Genomic DNA, 19,826 nt, shown 5'->3' with positions numbered 1-19,826 from the left:
CTCCTTGCCCTTCTGGTGCTCGCGGTAGTGGCGCGTCACGGTGCCGTGGGCGGCTTCCGCTTCCACCGTCTTGCCGTCCGGCGTCATCAGCACGGAGGTCATGAGGCCGAGCGAGCCGAAGCCCTGGGCCACCGTGTCGGACTGCACGTCGCCGTCGTAGTTCTTGCACGCCCACACATAGCCGCCCGACCACTTGAGGGCCGAAGCCACCATGTCGTCGATGAGGCGGTGCTCGTAGGTGATGCCGGCGGCGTCGAACTTCGCCTTGAACTCGTTCTGGTAGACCTCCTCGAAGATGTCCTTGAAGCGGCCGTCATAGGCCTTGAGGATGGTGTTCTTCGTGGAGAGGTAGACCGGATACTTGCGGTTCAGGCCGTAGTTSAGCGAGGCGCGGGCGAACTCGCGGATCGACTGGTCGAGGTTGTACATGCCCATGGCGACGCCGGCGTCCGGGAACTTGAAGATTTCCTTCTCGATGACGGTGCCGTCCTCGCCCTCGAACTTCATGGTCAGGCGGCCCTTGCCGGGCACCTTGAAGTCCGTGGCCTTGTACTGGTCGCCGAAGGCGTGGCGGCCGACGATGATCGGCTGGGTCCAGCCGGGCACGAGGCGCGGCACGTTCTTGCAGATGATCGGCTCGCGGAAGATCACGCCGCCGAGGATGTTGCGGATCGTGCCGTTGGGCGACTTCCACATGTCCTTGAGCTTGAACTCTTCCACGCGGGCCTCGTCGGCCGTGATGGTGGCGCAYTTCACGCCGACGCCGTACTTCTTGATGGCTTCCGCCGCCTCGACCGTGACCTGATCATTGGTGGCGTCMCGATGTTCAATCGACAGGTCGTAGTACTTSAGGTCGATGTCGAGATAGGGGTGGATCAGCTTCTCTTTGATGAAGTGCCARATAATGCGGGTCATCTCGTCGCCGTCGAGTTCGACGACAGGATTGGCAACCTTGATCTTCGCCATGATCTCACCTTGCTTTTCAGGGCTGAAACGGGCCTGCCTACGGCAGACGGGTTGCCGGGGCTATAGCGCGGTTAAGGCTCCGGGGGAAGGTGGGGGGCTTGCCCGAATTCAGCGCTTTCTGCGGCTTTGGGTATTTTTCGCGTCGTCCGGGCACAGGGCGGCATGGGCTTCAGGGCGGCGGATCGGAGGCTTACCCTCGGATCTGCTCAAAGACGCGTTGCAGCGGCTCGTCCGAGACCTGGATCAGCCCGGTTGAGGGATTGTCCATGTCTAGGATCAGGCAGAGCGAGGCCGAGATCAGGAAGGCTGCGACGACGAGAGTGGTGATGACGACCGCGTTTCGGGGCGACCGATAGCCGAAGCTCGCGAAGATCAGGACGAGCCAAGCGATGACCACCACGATAAGAGGCATCGGGATGGTGCCTCCCGATTGGCCGATGATGACCCAGCGTTGGTCGAGAACCGCCCGGTAGAGCTGCCGCGCCTCGTTCCAGAGAGCCGTCTGCTGATCGCCGGTTGCCTGGACCGCTCGCAGCCGATTGCCGACATCCTCAAGCAGGATTTCGGCCTGCCTGTCGGGGTCGACACCAGGGCTCGCGCTGAGTGCTCGGTCGAGGTAGGCAATGATCCCGCGGTGAATGTCGTCGCCGGCGGGCCCTAGGGTTCGGACGGTCTTGTCGAGCAGGATAAGGTCGGTCGCATAGGTATGGACAGCGTCATCCACGCCCTGAAAAGTGTTCTTGGCCGAGTTCAGCATCAGGCCGAGCACGAGGGAGGCGATGACCACGAAGATGTTGGCGACGACCCGGACGGTGGAGCTCGTGTCTTCCTGAAGCTGCTTCGCGGACAGCCTCACATGCCCGAACAAGCAGCCGAGCGAGGCCCCCACCAGGAGGATGAACGTGACGGCCGAGATCAGGACTTCATCGGCGACAATCATCGCTTTCCCGCCTGCCTTTGTGCGTACGATGCCATCTGTGAAGCTTGATCTAGAAATCAATGTGGCGGGCTAGGGCCTTGGGCTGTATGGGGAGAAACTCCGTCTCAGCCGATCCTTTAAGATCCGAACGCCATGAACCTTACAACCATCATCCTCGTCGAGCCCCAGCTGGCGGAAAATATCGGCATGGTGGCGCGCGCCATGGCCAATTTCGGCCTGTCGGAGCTGCGCATCGTGGCCCCTCGGGATGGCTGGCCGCGCAAAGGCGCGCATTCGGCGGCATCCGGCGCCGTGCATGTGCTGGACGGAGCCAAGCTCTACGATACGGCTCAAGAGGCAATCGCGGATCTCAACTACGTTTTCGCCACAACCGCCCGCGAGCGCGGGCAGATGAAGCGCGTCTTCGCGCCGGAGCCTGCCATGAAGGAGGCGCACCAGCGAACCAGCGAGGGCCAGCGGATCGGCATCATGTTCGGGCGGGAGCGGACGGGGCTCGAGAACGACGAGATATCCCTCGCGGATGCCATCATTACTTTTCCGGTGGACCCCAAGTTCTCGTCGCTCAATCTCGCGCAGGCCGTGCTTCTGGTCTCGTACGAATGGTACAAGCTCGCCACCGGCGGCGCGCTGCCTTTCGACGGTGAGATCCGCTCTCCGCCTGCGGCCCGGGAGGCCGTCACCTCCTTCTTCGATTATCTCGAAAAGGAGCTGGAAGCCGTAAACTTCTACCCCGAGGACAAGAAGCCGATCATGGCTCGCAACATGCGGGACATCTTCCATCGCCTGGCAATGACGGAGCAGGATGTTCGCACGCTACGCGGGGCGATTCGCGCACTTGCGGAAGGTCGGCGGTTGAGAAAGCCTTAAAGAACTTCTGATCTAGTGTTGCCGGGCGCCGTCTGCCCTGCTCAATCCTGACCTGAGATCGCCATGCGCCGCTCGCTGACTACGCTTCTCCTTCTTGGTTCGTGCCTCGCGGCTCCCTGGGCCGTCGCAGCGACGCCGCCGAAGCAGCCGGAGCAGGGGCCGGGCGGGTCGGACTACAAGATTTCCGAGGTGATCAAGCGCGGCACCGGAACGGCAAGTTCCGGCACCTACGTGTTCCATGGCTCCGATACGCCCGCCGCGCCGCGTCCGGTGGTGGTGTTCTTCCATTCCTGGGGAGCGGTGAACCCCGGTCTCTATGGCGGCTTCATCGATCATCTGGCGCGCAAGGGCTATCTCGTGCTCTTCCCGCGCTTCCAGGAGGTGAACCGCTCGCGTCCCGGCGATGCGACGTCGCTCTCGGAAACCCTGATTCAGAATGCGCTGACGGAGCTTGCCGAAGATGCGGCGGCAAAGCCCGATCTCAAGCGCGTGGCCTTCATCGGGCATTCCGCCGGCATGCCGATTGCCTTGAACGTCGCGTCCGGCGTGGGCGAGAGCAAGCTGCCGATGCCGAGGCTGATCTTCGGCCTCATGCCGGGCGGCATCGCTTCCAACGAGAAGGAGAGGGGCATCATGCTCCGCGACCTCTCGGCCATCGATCCCTCGACGCTCGTCATCACGATGAGCGGCGACCGCGAGCATCTGCCCATCGACCGTGCCGCCCGCCGCATTCTCGAAGCGTCGAGCGGCGTGCCGGCGAACCGCAAGCTGTTCATGCGGACCAGCTCGGATGATCACGGCTACCCGCCGCTCACGGCGACAACTGCCTCTCCGGGCTCGCCGAAGGCTGATTACGACGCCTCGGCCATCAAGCTGCCGCTCGATCCGCCCCGCGACCCCAAGCAGAAGAACACCTGGCGCTGGAGCGCCGACATGTCGCTGTCGGGTCCCCAGACCATCCTGACCCAACAGCTCGGCAATAACGGCACCGATACGCTCGATTACCAAGCCTATTGGCGGACCTTCGAGATCGCCGCCGATGCGGCCTTCGCCGGCAAGGATGCGGCAGCTCTCACCCGCGATTCCAAATTCGTCGATATGGGCAACTGGAGCGACGGCTGGCCTGTAAAGCGTCTCTCGGCCCAGATGCCGAAAGTAGAGGGGCAGGAGAAGCAGCCGGAGGCGGGGCCGCGGCGCAGGCTGAACTTCGCTCCCACTCCGACTCCCAATGAAACCAAGCAGGGCCTCTCGGAATTCCTGAACCATCTTCGTTCGTAAGGTGTGGCGTATGCGTGTCGATCTTCTGGCTGGAACGACCTATAACCCAGCTGTCATGCCGTCTCCCGTTCCCACCATCCTCGTCTTCGATTCCGGCCTCGGCGGCCTCACGGTCTTCTCCGAGGTGCTGAAGGTCCGCCCGGACGCGCGCTATGTCTACGCGGCGGACGATGCGGGCTTTCCTTATGGGGGCTTGAGCCAGGACGTTCTGGTGGCGCGGGTTATCTCCGTCATGGAGCGCCTGATCGCTCTTCATGACCCCGAGCTCGTGGTGATCGCCTGCAACACGGCCTCGACCTTAGTGCTGCCGCATCTGCGGGAGAGGTTTTCCGTGCCCTTCGTCGGCACGGTGCCGGCCATCAAGCCGGCGGCGCAGACCACGCGCTCAGGCTATGTCACCGTGCTCGCCACCCCGGCGACGGTGGTGCGGGATTACACGCGGGACCTCATCGAGACCTATGCCGCCAGTTGCAAGGTCAATCTCGTCGGCTCCCGCCGCCTCGCGGCCATCGCTGAGGCTGAGCTTGCGGGTGCGCCCGTCCCGGATGCGGAGATCCTGGACGAGCTTCTACCCTGCTTCATCGAAGAAAAGGACGGGCGGACCGATGTGGTGGCGCTCAGCTGCACCCATTACCCGCTTCTCCTCCAGCGCTTCCAGGCGCTCAGTCCCTGGGCCGTAACCTGGATCGATCCGGCCCCGGCCATCGGACGCCGCGTGACCCAGCTCATCGGCCAGCCAGTGCCGGGCCACGAAGCCGACGAGAACGAGGCCGTGGCGGTGTTCACCAGCGGCGCCGGGGTGACGGACCCGCTGCGCGCGGCCTTGAAGGACAAGGGGTTGCCGCTCGTGACTGTCGAGGAAATGCCGTTGATGGTGGGCTGAAGCGGAATTGATTGACTTTCCTCTCCCTTTCCCATAAACCCCACCCGTTCACGCGGTCCTTAACGGGGCCGCGTAACTTTTTACGCTCCCGTGGCCCGGCTTTTGGTCGGCCTGTCGTCCCCTAGGGGAAGAGGAGGGCGCGTTCCTCGCTCATTCGACAACAAAGAGGAACAGCGATGTCGAAGCGCATTCAGGCCAAGCACAAGCTTGACCGCCGTATGGGTCAGAATATCTGGGGTCGCCCGAAGAGCCCCGTGAACCGCCGCGAATACGGCCCCGGCCAGCACGGCCAGCGCCGCAAGGGCAAGATGTCCGACTTCGGCACCCAGCTCCGCGCCAAGCAGAAGCTGAAGGGCTACTACGCGAACATCACCGAGAAGCAGTTCCGTCGTTACTACGCCGAGGCTATCCGCCTGAAGGGCGACTCGGGTGAGAACCTGGTCGGCCTGCTCGAGCGCCGTCTCGACGCGGTCGTGTACCGCGCGAAGTTCGTCGCGACCCCCTTCGCCGCCCGTCAGTTCGTCAACCATGGTCACGTGAAGGTCAACGGCCGCCGCGTGAACATCCCGAGCTATCAGGTTAAGGCCGGCGACGTGATCGAGGTGAAGGACAAGTCCAAGCAGCTCGAAGTCGTCGTCGTGGCGTCCCAGCTCGCCGAGCGTGACGTTCCGGACTACATCGAGGTCGATCATTCCAAGATGACGGCCCGCGTGACGCGCATCCCGACCCTGTCGGAAGTGCCGTACGCTGTCCAGATGGAACCGAACCTCGTGATCGAGTTCTATTCGCGCTAATCCGCGAAGCCGACTTCAAACTGAAAAGGCCGCCCATCGGGCGGCCTTTTTGTTTTCGGTGTGCACTGCTTACTGCTGAGGAGCAGGCTGCGGAGCAGGACCGCGCTGACCGGGGCCACCGTGACCCGGACCGTGGTCCATCATTGCGGCACGGCGGTCGTGATGGCCATCGCGCCCGCCACGGCCGCGACGCTCGCCCCAGCCGCCGTTCATAGCTTCACGCATCAGGCGCGGAGCGATCCGCTTCTGGTCCTCGCTGAAGCTGTCCCAAAGGGGGCGCATCGCCGTCGTCAGCGCCGCCGAGCGCTGGGCGCCCTGATTCATCATGGTGTTGCGCTGCTCGAGGCGCTGCATGAAGTCCATGGAGCGGCGCTGATCGCGGTTCTCGCGGAACTGCTGCATGTTGGTATAGCGCTCGGAAGCCGATGTCCGGATCGCGGTTTCCACCGGACCCCACAGACGCTCCTGATCGCCCGAGAGCTTCAGGCCTGCCTTGATGGAGGCGACGCGGGCATCGACGAGGCGGTTATACTCGTCCTGGGACATGCCCCGACGGGGCTCCCGACGCGCCTGCTCCTGGCCTGCCGCAGGCGGAGTCGTGGGAGCCGGAGCCTGCGCCAGAGCGTAGGTGCCTGCGCTCGCAAGCACGGCGGCAGCGGCAAGGGTGGCGATGATCTTCATTCGAATATCCTCCTTCGAGATACAACGATGAGAATGCGCCCATGGTGCTCTTGGTCGAATGAAGGCCGGATGAACTTTTCGTCATGTGGAAAAGGTGGGGGTGGATGTGCGCCGCACTTATTCCCTCCCTTTGCGGGGAGGGTCAGGGTGGGGGGCGAAAAGTCAAAGCGCTGCGGGTCTTCCAGTGAGCATTGGGCGGATCACCGCGCATCCCCTCTCCCGAGCGGGAGAGGGGCAGGGTGAGGGTCCGACCTATCCGGAAACCGCATTCCCTCACCCGCCGCGCTGCCGCGCGTCGACCTCTCCCACCCGGAAGAGGTTAGGACTGCGCTTTATCTTGAAAGCGCTCACCCGGCCATAAACCCCCACCCTAATCCTCCCCGCAAGGGGGAGGGAAGCACGCGCTTATCCTTTGACGGAATGGTCTATTTCTGGCCCAACCGCTTCAAAAACCCAGCGAAGCGCATGAGGCCCTCCGGCCAGGGGCCGTGCCCGCTTTCCGTGTTGAGGTGGCCGGCATCGCCCGCATCGACGAAGGCCGAGCCCCAGGTATACGCCATGTCCTCCGCCTTGTCGTAATCGCAAAGCGGGTCGGTGCGGCTGGCGACCAGCACCGATGGGAAGGGCAGCGGATCGCGCGGGATCGGCGCGAAGGCGCGGTCGATGGCGGGGACGAAATCCGGCCGCTCTACATCCGGCGGGCTCACCAGAAAGGCGCCCTGGACCTTGTCCTTGGGAAGAAGCGGAGCGGCGTGGATGATCGCCATGACGCCGAGGCTGTGTCCGACCAGAACGACGGGCTTCTTGGCGCGCTTCACGTCATCGACGACGCGCGCGACCCAGGCGTCCTTGTTCGGGGCGTCCCAGTTCTCCTGCTCGACCCGCCATGCGGTCGAGAGCTGGCGCTCCCACCGGCTCTGCCAGTGGTCGGAGCCGGAATTTTCATGGCCTGGGACGATGAGGATGTCGCAATCGGAGGTTTTCATGACATCGAGATAAAGGCGCTCCTGTGCAGGTTCAAGCGCTGCGCTTGAACTCCATCTGCTCCGATGCCTTCAAAGCGGCCTCCCGCTCGGCGATGTAGTCGCGGGTGAGCGGCACCACGTCGTTGCGCCGGGTCAGCTGCAGCTGGAACACCACCGCATCCTGCCAGCGGAAGGCGGATTCCGACATGGCGAGGTAGCACTCCCACATCCGGCAGAAGCGTTCGTCGTAAAGCTTCAGAACCTCCTCCCGCTGGGCCAGGAAGCGCTCGCGCCAAGCCTTGAGGGTATAGGCATAGTGAAGGCGCAGGATCTCGATATCGGTAACGATCAGCCCCGCGCGCTCGATGGCGAGCATCATCTCGGAGAGCACGGGCAGGTGCCCACCCGGGAAGATGTATTTCGTGATCCAGGGATTGGTGGGGTAGGGCGTGCCGGAACGCCCGATGGTGTGGAGGAGCATCACGCCGTCCTCCTTCAGGAGACTGCGGCTGGTGCTGAAATAATCGTCGTAGGATGCAAGGCCCACATGCTCGAACATGCCGACCGAGACGATGCGATCGAAGGAGCCTTTCGTCGCCCGGTAATCCTCCAGCTCGAAGCGTACGCGGTCCACGAGACCGGCTGAGGTTGCGCGCTTGCGGGAGGCCTCCAGTTGTTCTTGCGACAGGGTCACGCCCTTCACCGAGCCGGCGCCTGCCACCTGCGCAAGGTAAAGGCCCATTCCGCCCCAGCCGGAGCCGATATCGAGCACACTATGGCCCCGGTCCACCATGAGCTTGGCCGCGATGTGCCGCTTCTTGGCGAGCTGCGCCGCCTCCAGATCCTCGTCCGGGTGGTCGAAATAGGCGCAGGAATATTGCCGGTCGCTGTCGAGGAAGAGGGCGTAAAGCCGCCCGTCGAGATCGTAATGGTGGGCGACATTGTGCTTGGAACGAACCATGTCGTTCTCGCCGCGCAAGCGCATCCAGTTCTGGATCTTGCGTATGCGGCGTAGGGGGAGTTCGTGCAGTTCCCCATGGGTGTCCTGAAGGAGAAGCTGGAGGAGGTCGAGCATGTCGCCTTCCTCGATGATGAGCCGCCCATCCATGAACAGCTCGCCGAGCTTCAGCTCCGGATGGAGGCACAAGGCGGTCTGAGCCGCCTTGTCCGTGAACCGGATCGAAACCCGGGGAGACCCGCCGTCACCGAAGGTGAAGAGCTGGCCTCCCGCCGTGGTCAGTTCGAGGGTGCCGTGCTTGACGGCCCTCGTGAAGGCAAGGCTGAGAAGTTTTTCCGACAGCATGGCCGCCGTTCCCGTACCGTTGAACTCACACGGGAATTGTCGCGCATTGGAGAAAAATTTCCAGCCCTTAAGCTATGCTCCCGTTGCGCCGAAGACCCGCGTGAAGATCGTATCCACATGCTTGAAGTGGTAGCCGAGGTCGAAGCAGTCCTCGATTTCCTTAGGGGTCAGGTACTTCGTGACGTCGGCGTCGCTCTTGAGAAGGGTCAGGAAATCGCCTTCGCCGCGCCAGACCGGCATGGCGTTGCGCTGGACCAGCCGATAGGCGTCCTCGCGGGAGGCGCCCTTCTGGGTGAGAGCCAGGAGAACGCGCTGCGAGTGAACGAGGCCGCCGAGGCGATCCAGGTTCTTCTGCATGTTCTCAGGATAGACCACGAGCTTATCGATGACGTTCGTGAGCCGGGCCAGCGCGAAGTCCAGGGTGACGGTAGCATCGGGCCCGATCATGCGCTCGACGGAGGAGTGGGAGATATCCCGCTCATGCCAAAGGGCTACGTTCTCCATGGCAGGCATGGCATAGGCGCGCACCATGCGGGCGAGGCCCGTCAGGTTCTCGGTGAGAACCGGGTTGCGCTTGTGCGGCATGGCGGACGAGCCCTTCTGGCCCGCCGAAAAGAACTCTTCCGCTTCCAGCACTTCGCTGCGCTGCAGGTGGCGCACTTCCGTCGCCAGTCGCTCGATGGAGGAGGCGATGACGCCCAAAGTCGCGAAATACATGGCGTGGCGGTCGCGGGGGATGACCTGGGTCGAGACCGGCTCGACGGACAGGCCCATCTGCTCGGCCACGTATTCTTCCACGCTCGGGTCGATATTGGCGAAGGTGCCGACCGCACCCGATATGGCACAGGTTGCAATCTCGCGCTGGGCCTCGATGAGGCGGATCTTGCAGCGCTCGAACTCCGCATAGGCCTGGGCGAGCTTGAGACCGAACGTGGTCGGCTCTGCATGGATGCCGTGCGAGCGGCCGATGGTCGGCGTCATCTTATGCTCGATGGCGCGGCGCTTGATGGCGGCGAGCAGCTCGTCCATGTCGCGCAGCAGGATATCGGTGGCGCGGGCGAGCTGGACGTTGAAGGTGGTGTCGAGCACGTCCGAGGAGGTCATGCCCTGGTGGACGAAGCGGGCCTCGGGGCCGACGATCTCGGCCAGATGCGTGAGGAAGGCGATGACGTCGTGCTTAACCTCGCGCTCGATGGAATCGATGCGCTCCACGTCGAAGGTCGCCTTGGAGCCCTTCTCCCAGACGATCTCAGCCGCTTCCTTCGGAACCACGCCAAGATTGGCGAGCGCCGTGGTGGCATGAGCCTCGATCTCGAACCAGATGCGGAACTTGGTTTCCGGCGACCAGATGGCCACCATCTCAGGACGGCTGTAACGAGGGATCATCGCTTTTCACTTCCACGCGGGGGATATGTCCCGCGCGGTAGCACGATAGCCCGTCGATCTCAACGCGCCTTCTCGGCCGCCTCGCGAATGGCAGCCATGTTCGCCGCATAAGCCGCGGGGCCGCCCTTGAAGGTGGCGGAGCCGGCAACGAGTACGTTGGCGCCGGCTTCGGCGACGAGCGGTGCGGTTTCGGCGGTCACGCCGCCGTCGATCTCGATGTCGATGTTGCGATCCCCGACCATTTCCTTGATCCGGCGCAGCTTGGGGCAGACGGCGGGGATGAAAGCCTGCCCGCCGAAGCCGGGATTGACCGTCATCAGGAGGATGAGGTCCACCTCGTCGATCACGGGCTCTATGGAGGCTTCATGAGTGCCCGGATTGAGCACGATGCCCGCCTTCTTGCCGAGCTTGCGGATGGTCTGGAGCGACCGGTGCAGGTGGGGGCCTGCTTCCGCATGGATGCTGATGATATCCGCGCCTGCCTTGGCGAAGGCTTCGAGATAGGGGTCCACCGGGGCGATCATCAGGTGCACGTCGAAGAGCTTCTTCGTGTGCGGGCGGATCGCCTTCACGATGTCCGGGCCCATGGTGATGTTGGGGACGAAGTGCCCATCCATCACGTCGATATGGATCCAGTCGGCGCCGGCGGCGTCGATGGCGCGGATTTCCTCGCCGAGCTTGGAGAAGTCGGAGGCTAGGATCGAGGGAGCAATGAGAAGCGGGCGTGTCATGAAAAGGGCCGGTAGCACGAGCTTTTCCCGCGGGCAACGGGGCATCGACGTCCATTCGCGAACCAATCCGATACCACTTGCCTGGGGAGAGCGGCTTCGAAAATCCGATAGGCATGGACGGAGCTCGGGGATCGGGAGTAAAAAGCTCCATCAATGGGCATTCAGCGCCCAGCTTCCGGCCTCGGAGGCCAACAGATAACAGGGCAGGACTTTCATGCGTAAGGATGTGGTTGTTCTCGGCGCCGGCATCGTCGGCGTGTCCATCGCCGTGCATTTGCAGAAGCGCGGGCGCTCGGTGTTGCTGATCGACAAGCGCAAGCCCGGCGAGGAAACCTCCTTCGGCAATGCGGGCTTGATCCAGCGTGAAGGCGTCTACCCTTATGGCTTTCCGCACGATTTCGGGGCCTTGCTGCGCTATGCCCTGAACAACACCATCGATGCCTCCTATCATTGGGCCGCGATCCCCAAGCTCGCCCCCTTCCTGTGGCAGTACTGGATGCATTCGCGTCCCGCCCAGCATATGGCGATTGCGCGCCAGTATGCGCCGCTCATCGAGCACAGCGTGACCGAGCATATGGTGCTGGCCGAGGAATCGGGCTCCACGCATCTGATCCGCCCGACCGGCTGGATGAAGGTGTTCCGTGACCAGAAGAGCATGGACCAGGAACTGACTGACGCCGAGGAGGTGAAGCGCGACTTCGGCGTGAACTTCAACGCTCTGAATACCCTGGGCGTCGCCGAGCTCGAGCCGCACCTCAAGGTGCAGACCAAGGGCGGCATTCACTGGACTGACCCGGCCTCCGTGTCCGATCCGCACATGCTCACCATGGGCTATGTGGGCCTGTTCGAGCGCCTCGGCGGCGAACTGGCGGCGGGCGATGCCAAGACCCTGGAGCAGACGCCGACCGGCTGGCGCGTCCAGACCGAAAACGGGCCCGTGGAAGCCGGCGCCGTCGTAGTGGCGCTCGGCGCCTGGGCCGACGTGGTGACGACGAAGCTCGGCTACAACCTGCCGCTTGCGGTCAAGCGCGGCTATCACATGCACTACAAGCCCGAGGGCAACGCGGTGCTCAACCGCCCGACACTGGATTTCGACCGGGGCTATTTCCTGGCGCCCATGTCGAAAGGCATCCGCCTAACCACGGGTGCGGAATTCGCGCTCCGCGATGCGCCGAAAACCCCGGTCCAGCTCAACCGCGCCGAGCCCATCGCGCGGGAGTTCTTCCCACTCGGCGAGCGGGTCGATCCCGAACCGTGGATGGGCATGCGCCCCTGCACGCCGGACATGATGCCGATCATCGGCCCAGCGCCCCGCCACAAGAACCTCTGGTTCGGCTTCGGCCACGCCCATCACGGCCTGACCCTCGGCCCCGTCACCGGCCGCCTGCTTGCCGAGATGATGACCGGCGAGGCAACCGTGGTCGATCCCAAGCCTTATCGGGCGGATCGGTTCTAAGCGCTGAACTCGGACATGGCGTCATCGGAGGATAGGGTCACTCACGAGCTTCAGCTGGGGTTGGCCCGCCTGCGCGAGCATTGGCTCAATCAGGCGGAAGCGAGCTTCAGGCGGGTTCTCTCCGTCGATCCCGATCATGCCAAGGCCCTGCACCTCTTGGGCGTGACCCTCGTCAAGCTCAAGCGCAACGAGGAGGGGTGCGCGCTCATCCGCAGAGCGGCGGAGGCGCACCCTGAAAATAGCCAGATGTGGCTGGATCTGGCTGTCGCGCTCCACCGCTCGGGCAAAGCCGATGAGGCGGGGGACGTTTACGCCAAAGTCCTCGACAAGGTGGTCCCGGATCGCTCGTCCAAGATCGTTCGCCCGCTTGAACAGCAGGCTTTCTCGATGGATGCTGCGGAGCATCCGTTCAAGATCGTCGATTATCCCTATGTGGCCAAGGTTCGCTATGGCGGGCGTAATCCTGCCCATCCTGAACTGGAGACGCTGATCGCATCCGGTAGGGAGCGCTATGCTGCCTTCATTCGCCATCTTGGAACGATGGACGAGCAATTCGGTGCGGTTCCTTTAGCGGGCGACTACAGCTCGACGAAACCCTTCTGGCTCAACACCTGGTTTCCGCCACTCGACGCGATGGCGCTGCAGGGCTTTCTCAAGGCATCGAGCCCGCGCCTTTTCGTCGAGATCGGCTCAGGCATGTCAACGAAGTTCGCGCGCCAGGCGGTGAATGCTTATCAGCTCGGCACGAAGATCATCTCCATTGATCCGGAGCCGCGCAACGCCATCGACCGGATTTGCGACCGGGTGATCCGCGCACCCCTGGAGCAATGCCCACCGCAGATCTTCGACGAGCTCGAAAGCGGCGATATTCTCTTTCTCGACAGCTCGCACCGCTCCTTCCAGAACTCGGACGTCACGGTCTTCTTCCTGGAAATCCTGCCGCGCCTGAAGCCGGGCGTCGTAGTGCATATCCATGATATCTACCTGCCGTTCGACTATCCTTCAGGTCATCTCGCACGGCTCTGGAACGAGCAGTACCTGCTCGCAACCGCACTTCTGTTCGGCGCGCAATCCTTCGAGGTGCTGATGCCATGCTGGTACGTGAGCCAAGATGCTGAGCTGGGTTCGCTCACCGACAGTCTGGTCCGTCGGGGAGCGCTGAAGGATCTGGGCCTTCACGGCGCCTCGTTCTGGCTCCGCAAGCTCTGACGCCTATTTACCGAAGCTATCCTTCCAAGCCGGCTGGTGTCCGCGAAGGGCAAGGCGGCAACCTCGTGGACGTTGCTCAATGGTGCACCGGACAATCAGCGGCGCGAGCATCACTCGATGAAATCTCTGCCTATCTCTTCAGCGCGTCTGAGAGCAAAGCCTTACAAGACAGTTTTCCTGTCCGTTTAGAGGGGCAGGCTACTTGAATGAGGAGTTGGAACGTATATGATATAATCCAACGTTACGGGAGGCCGCATTTTGAGGGGCGACCGGTCGCTGATCAGCGATATCTATGAAGCTGCGGTTATTCCTGAGCGATGGCTCCAAGTTCTCGACCGGATTTCTGTCATTGCAGGAGCTGAGGGGGGCTTCGTAGCTGCCGTCACCGGAAGAGGCGAACGGTCCTGGCTCGCTACGGATTACTACCAGCCCATTCTGTCTGAATGGTATGAAGATGGCTGGCATTTGCAAAATACTTGGATCAAGCGCGGCCTCCAGCGCAAGCGCCTTCAGTTCTTCGATGAAACCGATATTTTCGCACCCGGCGAAGTTGATTCAATTCCCATGTACCGTGATTTCCATCGTCCGCGTGGCGGCGGGTGGTCCTCTGGCGCCATCATGCAAATCCCCGGCGGCGGCCTCGTGTGCATGCGCTTCGAGCGTCGCTATGATCAGGGAACCTTGAATCGGGACGGCAAGGCGAACCTCAATCTCCTCCGGTCGCACCTCGCGCGGGCGTCCTTCCTATTTACAAGGCTCGCAACGCGGCAGGCCCGATCAACGGTTTCCGCTCTCCAGTTTATGGATGTTCCTGCTGCGGTGCTCACTCGGAACGGCCGCCTTCTGGCTTGTAATGAGGCCATGGAGGCCCGGCTTTCTCAGGTGAATGTGAGAGCCGGTGGTCGAGTCGTCTTTACGAATGAAAACGCGCAAAGCAATTTGAGCGAGAGCCTCGAGCGGATAACATCCGGTCTGTTCGATCAGCTGCGTGGTCCCATTTCTCTCCCGGCCACAGAGGAGCAGGGGGCGGCGATCGCCTATCTGATCCCGATGCGCGGAGCTGCCCAAGACCTGTTCGGCTGTGAGAGCACATTGCTCATGATCCGACCGGCTGATCCGGAGAATCGCCTCATGGACCTGGTGCGGACCCGGTTTGCCATCGATGCCAGCGAGGCTCAGCGCTGGGGGAGATTGCTTGCGGCGGCCTCTCCACGCCTGGCCGCGACGCTCATCGCCTCGACCGAGAGCGTTCAAGCCACTCTCGACCGTACGCTTGGTAACACGCACAGCAGGCTGGAAGCCCGCATGGCGAACTTTCTGCGGCGGCTCGGAGACGATCCGGAATGCAGCTTTGCCGCAAGGCAGGCTACACTCTCGCCCTGAGCCTGACGCCTATCGGCCGAACCTGTCCCGCCAAGCCGGCTGCGCGCCGGGGAAGGGCAGGGCCGTGGCCTCGTAGACGCCGCGCGCGATGGCGCGGGCGAGGCAGTCGGCGGCAAGGGCACCGATCTCGATGAAATCCCCCGCCTCGTCCTTCAGAGGCTTCTTGCCCGTCGCGGCGGCGAAAATCGTATCGCCGTCATAAAGTGCGTGAGCGAAGCGCAGGCCCTTCGCGTGGCCGTCATGGGAGATGACGGCAAGCCGCTTGGCTTGCGCCTTGGTCAGCATGGCATCGGTCGCAATCAATGCAATCGTGGTGGCGGTGGGAGGCGCAGCCCCCTGCGCGCGACCTTTCCAGTTGAGCTTCCGCATCTCGGGGGTGATCCGGGGAGGGTGCCCCAGGCCGCCAAACTCCTCGCTTTCCTCATAGGTGCCTGCCCAGAAATGCGGTCCGTCGCCGATCAGGGTCGAGGCCAGGGCATTGACGACGACGAGCGCACCTACCGTATGGCCGGCGCTGGTCACCGTGCTTGCCGAGCCGAGGCCTCCCTTCAGATCGACGGTCGTAGCCCCGTAGCCGCCGCCAGCCGTGCCGAGGGCGAAATCGAGACCGGCATTCTCGGCGGCCTCATAGCCAAGCTCGCGATAGGGCGGATAGCGCCCCCAATCCTTGTTGCCGCCGTTGAGCAAATCGAACGTGGTCGCCTGGGGAACGAGGGCCACCAGCGCCGGGCCGACGGCGAAGCCGATATTCCTTTCCCTGAGATAAGCCTGCACCCCGCCAGCCGCGTCGAGACCATAGGCCGAGCCGCCGGAGAGGACGATGCCATTGATCCCGGGCACGACCTTGTCCGGTTCCAGCAGGTCAGTGTCCCGCGTGCCCGGCGCTCCGCCATTGACGGCGTAGGAGGCGACGGCAGGCTCGTCGAACAGGATTGCCGTCACACCAGAGGCAAGCGCGGCATCATGGGCGTTGCCGACGCGCAGGCCTGCGACATCGGTGATGAGGTTGCGGAGTGCTGTCATGGTCTAAAGCAATCGCAAAAGCACCGACTTCACAAGCCGGCGATGAGCGCCTCCACCAGCTTTCTTGCCAAGCCATTCGGGGATAGAAGGGCCCATGCTCAGCGTTTCCCTCCCAGCCGCGGCCCTCGGCGGCCTCATCAGCTTCTTGAGCCCCTGCGTGCTCCCGCTGGTTCCTCCTTACCTGTCGTTCCTGGCGGGCACGACCTTCGATCAGCTCAGTGCCGGCGATGACCGGGCCGTGCGCCGCAGGGCGATGCTGGCGGCGCTCCTCTTCGTGGCGGGCTTCTCCACGGTCTTCGTGCTCCTGGGCGCGACGGCCTCGGCCCTGGGTCAGGTGATCCGGCAATATCTCGACGTGCTGAGCACCATCGCGGGTGTCGCGATCATCATCATGGGCCTGCATTTCCTCGGCGTGTTCAGGATCGGCCTGTTCTACCGCGAAGCCCGCTTCTCGGTGCAGAAGCCGGTCGGATTGTGGGGCGCCTATGTGATGGGCCTCGCCTTCGCTTTCGGCTGGACGCCTTGCATCGGCCCGGTTCTCGCCGCCATCCTGGCCGTCGCCGGTTCCGACGACAGCGTGTCCTACGGGGCCATGCTGCTCGCCGCCTATTCGGCCGGCCTCGGCATCCCCTTCCTGCTTGCCGCTTTCGCCATGAAGCCCTTCGTGGCTCTTTTAAAGCGCATGCGCTCCCGCTTTGCCGTGATCGAGAAGGCCATGGGCGTGCTGCTCATCCTGACAGGCATTGCCTTCCTCAGCGGCTGGATCACCAACATGTCGTTCTGGCTGCTGGAGACGTTTCCGGCCTTGGGGCGGCTGGGTTAGGGCGCCACAGGAATCGGGTCGCTCGCCAGCCCTCTCTCCGTCATCGTGATGGTCTCAACGGAGACTATCGATGCCATTCCAAATTCGCGGCCTTGAGGCCGACATCTTTTCGCATTTGTTCTCGCTTGATGAGCGGGGGCTTTCAGCCATCGGTGCCCAGCGCGTTCTTGCCGATGAAGCCGATGCCTATCCGTGTCGCGTTTCTCTCACGCGTGTGGCGGTGGGGGAGGAGTTGCTGCTCCTCAATCATGCTCACCAATCTACGGCTACATCGCCCTATCGCGCCTCCGGCCCGATCTTCGTCAGTCATGCGGGCGCGACGGGCGCTTACAGAAACGAGCTTGCGCCCATCATGAAAGATCGTCTGCTGTCGCTTCGCGCCTATGATGCGGACGCGTTGATCGTCGATGCGGAGGTGGGCGAGAACGGGCAGGTTCTCGACCTGATCGAGCGGTTCTTCTCAAATCCGGATGTCATGCATATCGACGCGCATTTCGCGCGGCGTGGATGCTTCGCCGCGCGGATCGAGCGTGCGTGACGCTTACTCGCCATGCGTTCCGCTATAGCCGTTGCGGGATGGCGAGGCCCATCCCTTCGGCGGGGCTTTCGGCTTGTAGATTTCCACGAGCAGCGGATAGCACGCGGCCGTATCGCYTGAATGCTCGCTACTGCAATCCCCGCCAGGACATGCGGACAATGCGCCCAGAAGATCAATCTCCGCGAAGAATTCCAGGAAGTCGCCGGGACGCACCGGGCTTGCTTTCATGAAATATTGCCCGGTGTCGCGCGTGAAGCCGGTGCACATGAACACGTTGAGCACATCATGCACGGCGGGCTCCACCTCCTTGAGCGGGCGCTTCAGGTGGTGGCCGAGGGCGCGCGTCAGGTTCGAGTGGCAGCAATGGTGATAATCGTCGCCGGAGAGCAGGCGATGCGTATAGGGGTCGCACCGCGTCCCGATCACGTCATGCACGGAGCCGCCATATTCGTCGAAGCCGTACCAGTCGAGCGTATCCTGCGTGATCGTCGCCATGGGCCTTAAGTAAGGCAGGGCTGACCACAGCCTGTCGCCGGTGGAGAGATGCGTGCCGTGCAGCGCCCTCGTCTTGCCGGAGAAGAAGCGTTCGCTGATGTCGTTCGCGGCCCAGAGATTGAGATCGCCGACCTGTGGCCCCTCGACGGAAACGATGCGGAAGAAATGCCCGGCGGGCACAGTGAAGGAGCGCGCATCGCGAGGCGGAACGATCACCTCGTCAACCTTCTCCCAGCCATCGCGCGCGGCGCGATAAGCGTCGAGATCCGGCGGCACGAGAGTATCGACGGGATAACAGATAACGGGTGCGATCTTGCGCCGTGCCTGCGCATCGCTTGGCTCCGTGTACTCCGGCTTCTGCAGCTTCATCCTGGCTCTCCCGCATGGCGTTGAGCCAGCATCTTATCGAGAAGCGTGCGGGAGTCGCTAGGGCGAATGGGGTTTCAATATTGACGCCGCGATTTCCACTTCATGCCCAGCTGTGCGCAGAACCTCCATGGCCCGCTCATGATCGGCTGATTTCACCAGTACGTAATCCGTGCTGAACGTGGATGTGGCGAAGATGCCGATGCCTGCATTCGCGAGCGGTTGCAGGACGGATGCGAGAATGCCTGGAACGCTGAAGTCGAAGGTTTGGAGAATGCGAAAGCAGCGCCATCCCGCATCGACCTGTGCATCGAGCGGAGCCTCGCCGACAGGGCAGACGATGGTTGTCTCCTCGACCGCGTGAACGAGCAGACGGAAGCTGCCGGGCTTGGGCGCTTGAACCGCTTGGCCCGAGGGCAGGCGGCAGATGGCGTAGGTCTCTGGCAGGAGTGACAGGGTGAGCATGGGCATGCAGGTTTCGCGAAAGGGGAGCTTCATGAAAAAGCCCGCCCTGTTGCCAGGGCGGGCTCTTGTTCGTTCGGCTTTCAGGCCGATCGATTACATGCCGATCTCGTTGCCGGAGTAGTCGATCTTGCCATCAGCGCCCTTCTTCCAGACGTACATGATGTAGTCCGGACGGGTGATGTCGCCCTTCTTGTCGTAGGAGATGTCACCGATCACGGTCTTGAAGGGCTTGCCCGACTTCATGATGTCGGCGACCTTCTTGCCATCCGTGCCGCCAGCCTGCTTCGCGGCTTCGGCCAGGATCTGGGTCGCAGCGTAGGAGTAGAGGGTGTAGGCTTCAGGATCGTAGTTCTTCGCCTTGAACTTGGCGACGGCGTCCTTCGCGTTCGGGTTCTTGCGCGGATCCGGCGAGAAGGTCATCAAGGTGCCTTCGGCGCCCGGGCCGGCAATCGAGGTGAACTCGGCCGACACGATGCCGTCGCCCGACATGAGCGGGGCGTTCAGGCCCTGGTCGCGCATCTGGCGGATGATGAGGCCGGCTTCCGTGTGGAGGCCACCGAAGTAGACGACGTCAACGCCGGCCTGCTTCAGCTTCGACACGAGAGCGGAGTAGTCCTTCTCGCCCGGGTTCACGCCTTCATACACGACTGCCTTCAGGCCCTTGGCGTTCATGGCCTTCTGGGTCTCGTCGGCAAGGCCCTTTCCGTAGGGGGTCTTATCGTGAACGACGGCGACCTTCTTGTCCTTGAACTTGTCGGCGAGGTAGCCGCCGGCAACGAGGCCCTGCTGATCGTCGCGACCGCAGGTGCGGAAGGTGTTCCACATGCCGCGCTCGGTGAACTGCGGGTTCGTGGAAGCCGGGGTCACCTGGACGATGCCGGCTTCTTCATAAACCTGCGAGGCCGGGATGGAGACGCCGGAGTTGAAGTGGCCGACGACGAATTTCACGCCTTCAGCAGCGAACTTGTTCGCAACAGACACGCCTTGCTTGGGATCGGAGACGTCGTCGCCGACGACGATCTGCAGCTTCTGGCCGTTAATGCCGCCAGCGGCATTGATGTCCTCGACAGCCTGCTCGACGCCGTTCTTCAGCTGAGCGCCGAAGGCCGCGTTCGGGCCGGTGATGGGGCCTGCAACGCCGATCTTGATCTGCGCGCTGGCTGCGCTGGAGAAGGCGAGGCCAAGACCAAGCGCCACGCCGGTCAACAGCATTTTTTTCATGAGGTACTCCTCTGGGTGGATTTTTATAGGCCCCTCTTCCTCGTGGGGCCGGT

20 protein-coding genes are annotated in these 19,826 nt (G+C 63.0%); 9 read left to right on the top strand and 11 right to left on the bottom strand.

Annotated features, from left to right (window positions below):
• Together ACXJKO_RS05435 and ACXJKO_RS05430 are read right to left on the bottom strand one after the other, a co-directional pair.
• Nucleotides 1–966 (bottom strand): NADP-dependent isocitrate dehydrogenase (locus tag ACXJKO_RS05435; protein WP_457090064.1); only part of this gene is annotated, 966 nt, incomplete at its 3' end.
• 190 nt (nt 967–1,156) lie between these two features.
• Nucleotides 1,157–1,906 carry a bestrophin-like domain gene (locus ACXJKO_RS05430; protein ID WP_457090063.1) on the bottom strand — a complete coding sequence of 250 codons (750 nt, stop codon included), beginning with the start codon at nt 1,904–1,906 and terminating at the stop codon, nt 1,157–1,159.
• A gap of 132 nt (nt 1,907–2,038) precedes the next feature.
• Here ACXJKO_RS05430 and ACXJKO_RS05425 point away from each other — a divergent pair, with 132 nt between their 5' ends.
• From ACXJKO_RS05425 to rpsD, 4 genes are all read left to right on the top strand, one after another.
• On the top strand, nt 2,039–2,773 hold the full coding sequence (locus tag ACXJKO_RS05425) for an RNA methyltransferase (protein ID WP_457090062.1): 735 nt from the start codon (nt 2,039–2,041) through the stop codon (nt 2,771–2,773).
• Nucleotides 2,774–2,836: 63 nt separating this feature from the next.
• Nucleotides 2,837–4,051, top strand: a complete 1,215-nt coding sequence (locus ACXJKO_RS05420) for an alpha/beta hydrolase (RefSeq protein ID WP_457090061.1) — start codon at nt 2,837–2,839, stop codon at nt 4,049–4,051.
• Between the two features lie 10 nt (nt 4,052–4,061).
• Nucleotides 4,062–4,934 (top strand): glutamate racemase, encoded by an 873-nt coding sequence (gene murI / locus ACXJKO_RS05415; RefSeq protein ID WP_457090060.1) that lies wholly within the window; start codon nt 4,062–4,064, stop codon nt 4,932–4,934.
• 176 nt (nt 4,935–5,110) lie between these two features.
• Entirely contained in the window at nt 5,111–5,728 is a 618-nt protein-coding gene (gene rpsD / locus ACXJKO_RS05410) for a 30S ribosomal protein S4 (protein ID WP_457090059.1), read from the top strand.
• Between the two features lie 69 nt (nt 5,729–5,797).
• On the opposite strand, the gene ACXJKO_RS05405 is transcribed toward rpsD, so the two are convergent.
• The 5 genes from ACXJKO_RS05405 to rpe form a co-directional block, all read right to left on the bottom strand.
• Nucleotides 5,798–6,409 (bottom strand): Spy/CpxP family protein refolding chaperone, encoded by a 612-nt coding sequence (locus ACXJKO_RS05405; RefSeq protein ID WP_457090058.1) that lies wholly within the window; start codon nt 6,407–6,409, stop codon nt 5,798–5,800.
• Nucleotides 6,410–6,834: 425 nt separating this feature from the next.
• Nucleotides 6,835–7,395 carry an RBBP9/YdeN family alpha/beta hydrolase gene (locus ACXJKO_RS05400; RefSeq protein WP_457090057.1) on the bottom strand — a complete coding sequence of 187 codons (561 nt, stop codon included), beginning with the start codon at nt 7,393–7,395 and terminating at the stop codon, nt 6,835–6,837.
• Nucleotides 7,396–7,426: 31 nt separating this feature from the next.
• Nucleotides 7,427–8,677, bottom strand: coding sequence for a class I SAM-dependent methyltransferase (locus tag ACXJKO_RS05395; protein ID WP_457090056.1), 1,251 nt, complete (start codon nt 8,675–8,677; stop codon nt 7,427–7,429).
• 72 nt (nt 8,678–8,749) lie between these two features.
• The gene (purB, locus tag ACXJKO_RS05390; protein WP_457090055.1) at nt 8,750–10,063 is read right to left on the bottom strand and encodes an adenylosuccinate lyase; all 1,314 of its coding nucleotides are present in this window, start codon (nt 10,061–10,063) and stop codon (nt 8,750–8,752) included.
• A 59-nt stretch (nt 10,064–10,122) separates the two neighbouring features.
• Nucleotides 10,123–10,794, bottom strand: a complete 672-nt coding sequence (gene rpe, locus ACXJKO_RS05385; RefSeq protein WP_457090067.1) for a ribulose-phosphate 3-epimerase — start codon at nt 10,792–10,794, stop codon at nt 10,123–10,125.
• A gap of 214 nt (nt 10,795–11,008) precedes the next feature.
• Here rpe and ACXJKO_RS05380 point away from each other — a divergent pair, with 214 nt between their 5' ends.
• The 3 genes from ACXJKO_RS05380 (at nt 11,009) to ACXJKO_RS05370 (ending at nt 14,842) form a co-directional block, all read left to right on the top strand.
• The gene (locus tag ACXJKO_RS05380; protein ID WP_457090054.1) at nt 11,009–12,250 is read left to right on the top strand and encodes an NAD(P)/FAD-dependent oxidoreductase; all 1,242 of its coding nucleotides are present in this window, start codon (nt 11,009–11,011) and stop codon (nt 12,248–12,250) included.
• A 15-nt stretch (nt 12,251–12,265) separates the two neighbouring features.
• Complete coding sequence (locus ACXJKO_RS05375) at nt 12,266–13,459, top strand: class I SAM-dependent methyltransferase (RefSeq protein WP_457090053.1); 1,194 nt, start codon at nt 12,266–12,268, stop codon at nt 13,457–13,459.
• A 258-nt stretch (nt 13,460–13,717) separates the two neighbouring features.
• On the top strand, nt 13,718–14,842 hold the full coding sequence (locus tag ACXJKO_RS05370; protein WP_457090052.1) for a hypothetical protein: 1,125 nt from the start codon (nt 13,718–13,720) through the stop codon (nt 14,840–14,842).
• A gap of 9 nt (nt 14,843–14,851) precedes the next feature.
• Here the strand turns inward: ACXJKO_RS05370 and ACXJKO_RS05365 are convergent, their stop codons facing one another.
• Nucleotides 14,852–15,865: a P1 family peptidase gene (locus tag ACXJKO_RS05365; protein WP_457090051.1), complete on the bottom strand. Its 1,014-nt coding sequence runs from the start codon at nt 15,863–15,865 to the stop codon at nt 14,852–14,854.
• A 94-nt stretch (nt 15,866–15,959) separates the two neighbouring features.
• Between ACXJKO_RS05365 and ACXJKO_RS05360 the strand changes: the two genes are divergently transcribed.
• Entirely contained in the window at nt 15,960–16,688 is a 729-nt protein-coding gene (locus ACXJKO_RS05360) for a cytochrome c biogenesis CcdA family protein (protein ID WP_457090050.1), read from the top strand.
• Between the two features lie 70 nt (nt 16,689–16,758).
• Nucleotides 16,759–17,226, top strand: a complete 468-nt coding sequence (locus ACXJKO_RS05355) for a DUF1203 domain-containing protein (RefSeq protein WP_457090049.1) — start codon at nt 16,759–16,761, stop codon at nt 17,224–17,226.
• Nucleotides 17,227–17,229: 3 nt separating this feature from the next.
• Here the strand turns inward: ACXJKO_RS05355 and ACXJKO_RS05350 are convergent, their stop codons facing one another.
• From ACXJKO_RS05350 to ACXJKO_RS05340, 3 genes are read right to left on the bottom strand one after another with little or no spacing between them, the layout of a single operon-like run.
• Nucleotides 17,230–18,090 (bottom strand): urea carboxylase-associated family protein, encoded by an 861-nt coding sequence (locus ACXJKO_RS05350; RefSeq protein WP_457090048.1) that lies wholly within the window; start codon nt 18,088–18,090, stop codon nt 17,230–17,232.
• 57 nt (nt 18,091–18,147) lie between these two features.
• Nucleotides 18,148–18,585, bottom strand: a complete 438-nt coding sequence (locus tag ACXJKO_RS05345) for an ACT domain-containing protein (RefSeq protein WP_457090047.1) — start codon at nt 18,583–18,585, stop codon at nt 18,148–18,150.
• A 60-nt stretch (nt 18,586–18,645) separates the two neighbouring features.
• Entirely contained in the window at nt 18,646–19,773 is a 1,128-nt protein-coding gene (locus ACXJKO_RS05340) for an ABC transporter substrate-binding protein (protein WP_457090046.1), read from the bottom strand.
• Between the last annotated feature and the right edge of the window lie 53 nt (nt 19,774–19,826).

It is taken from the genome of Microvirga sp. P5_D2, from assembly GCF_054049475.1.
The sequence above is the reverse complement of the archived record's forward strand: the minus strand, read 5'-3'. Positions and strand labels throughout refer to the sequence as shown.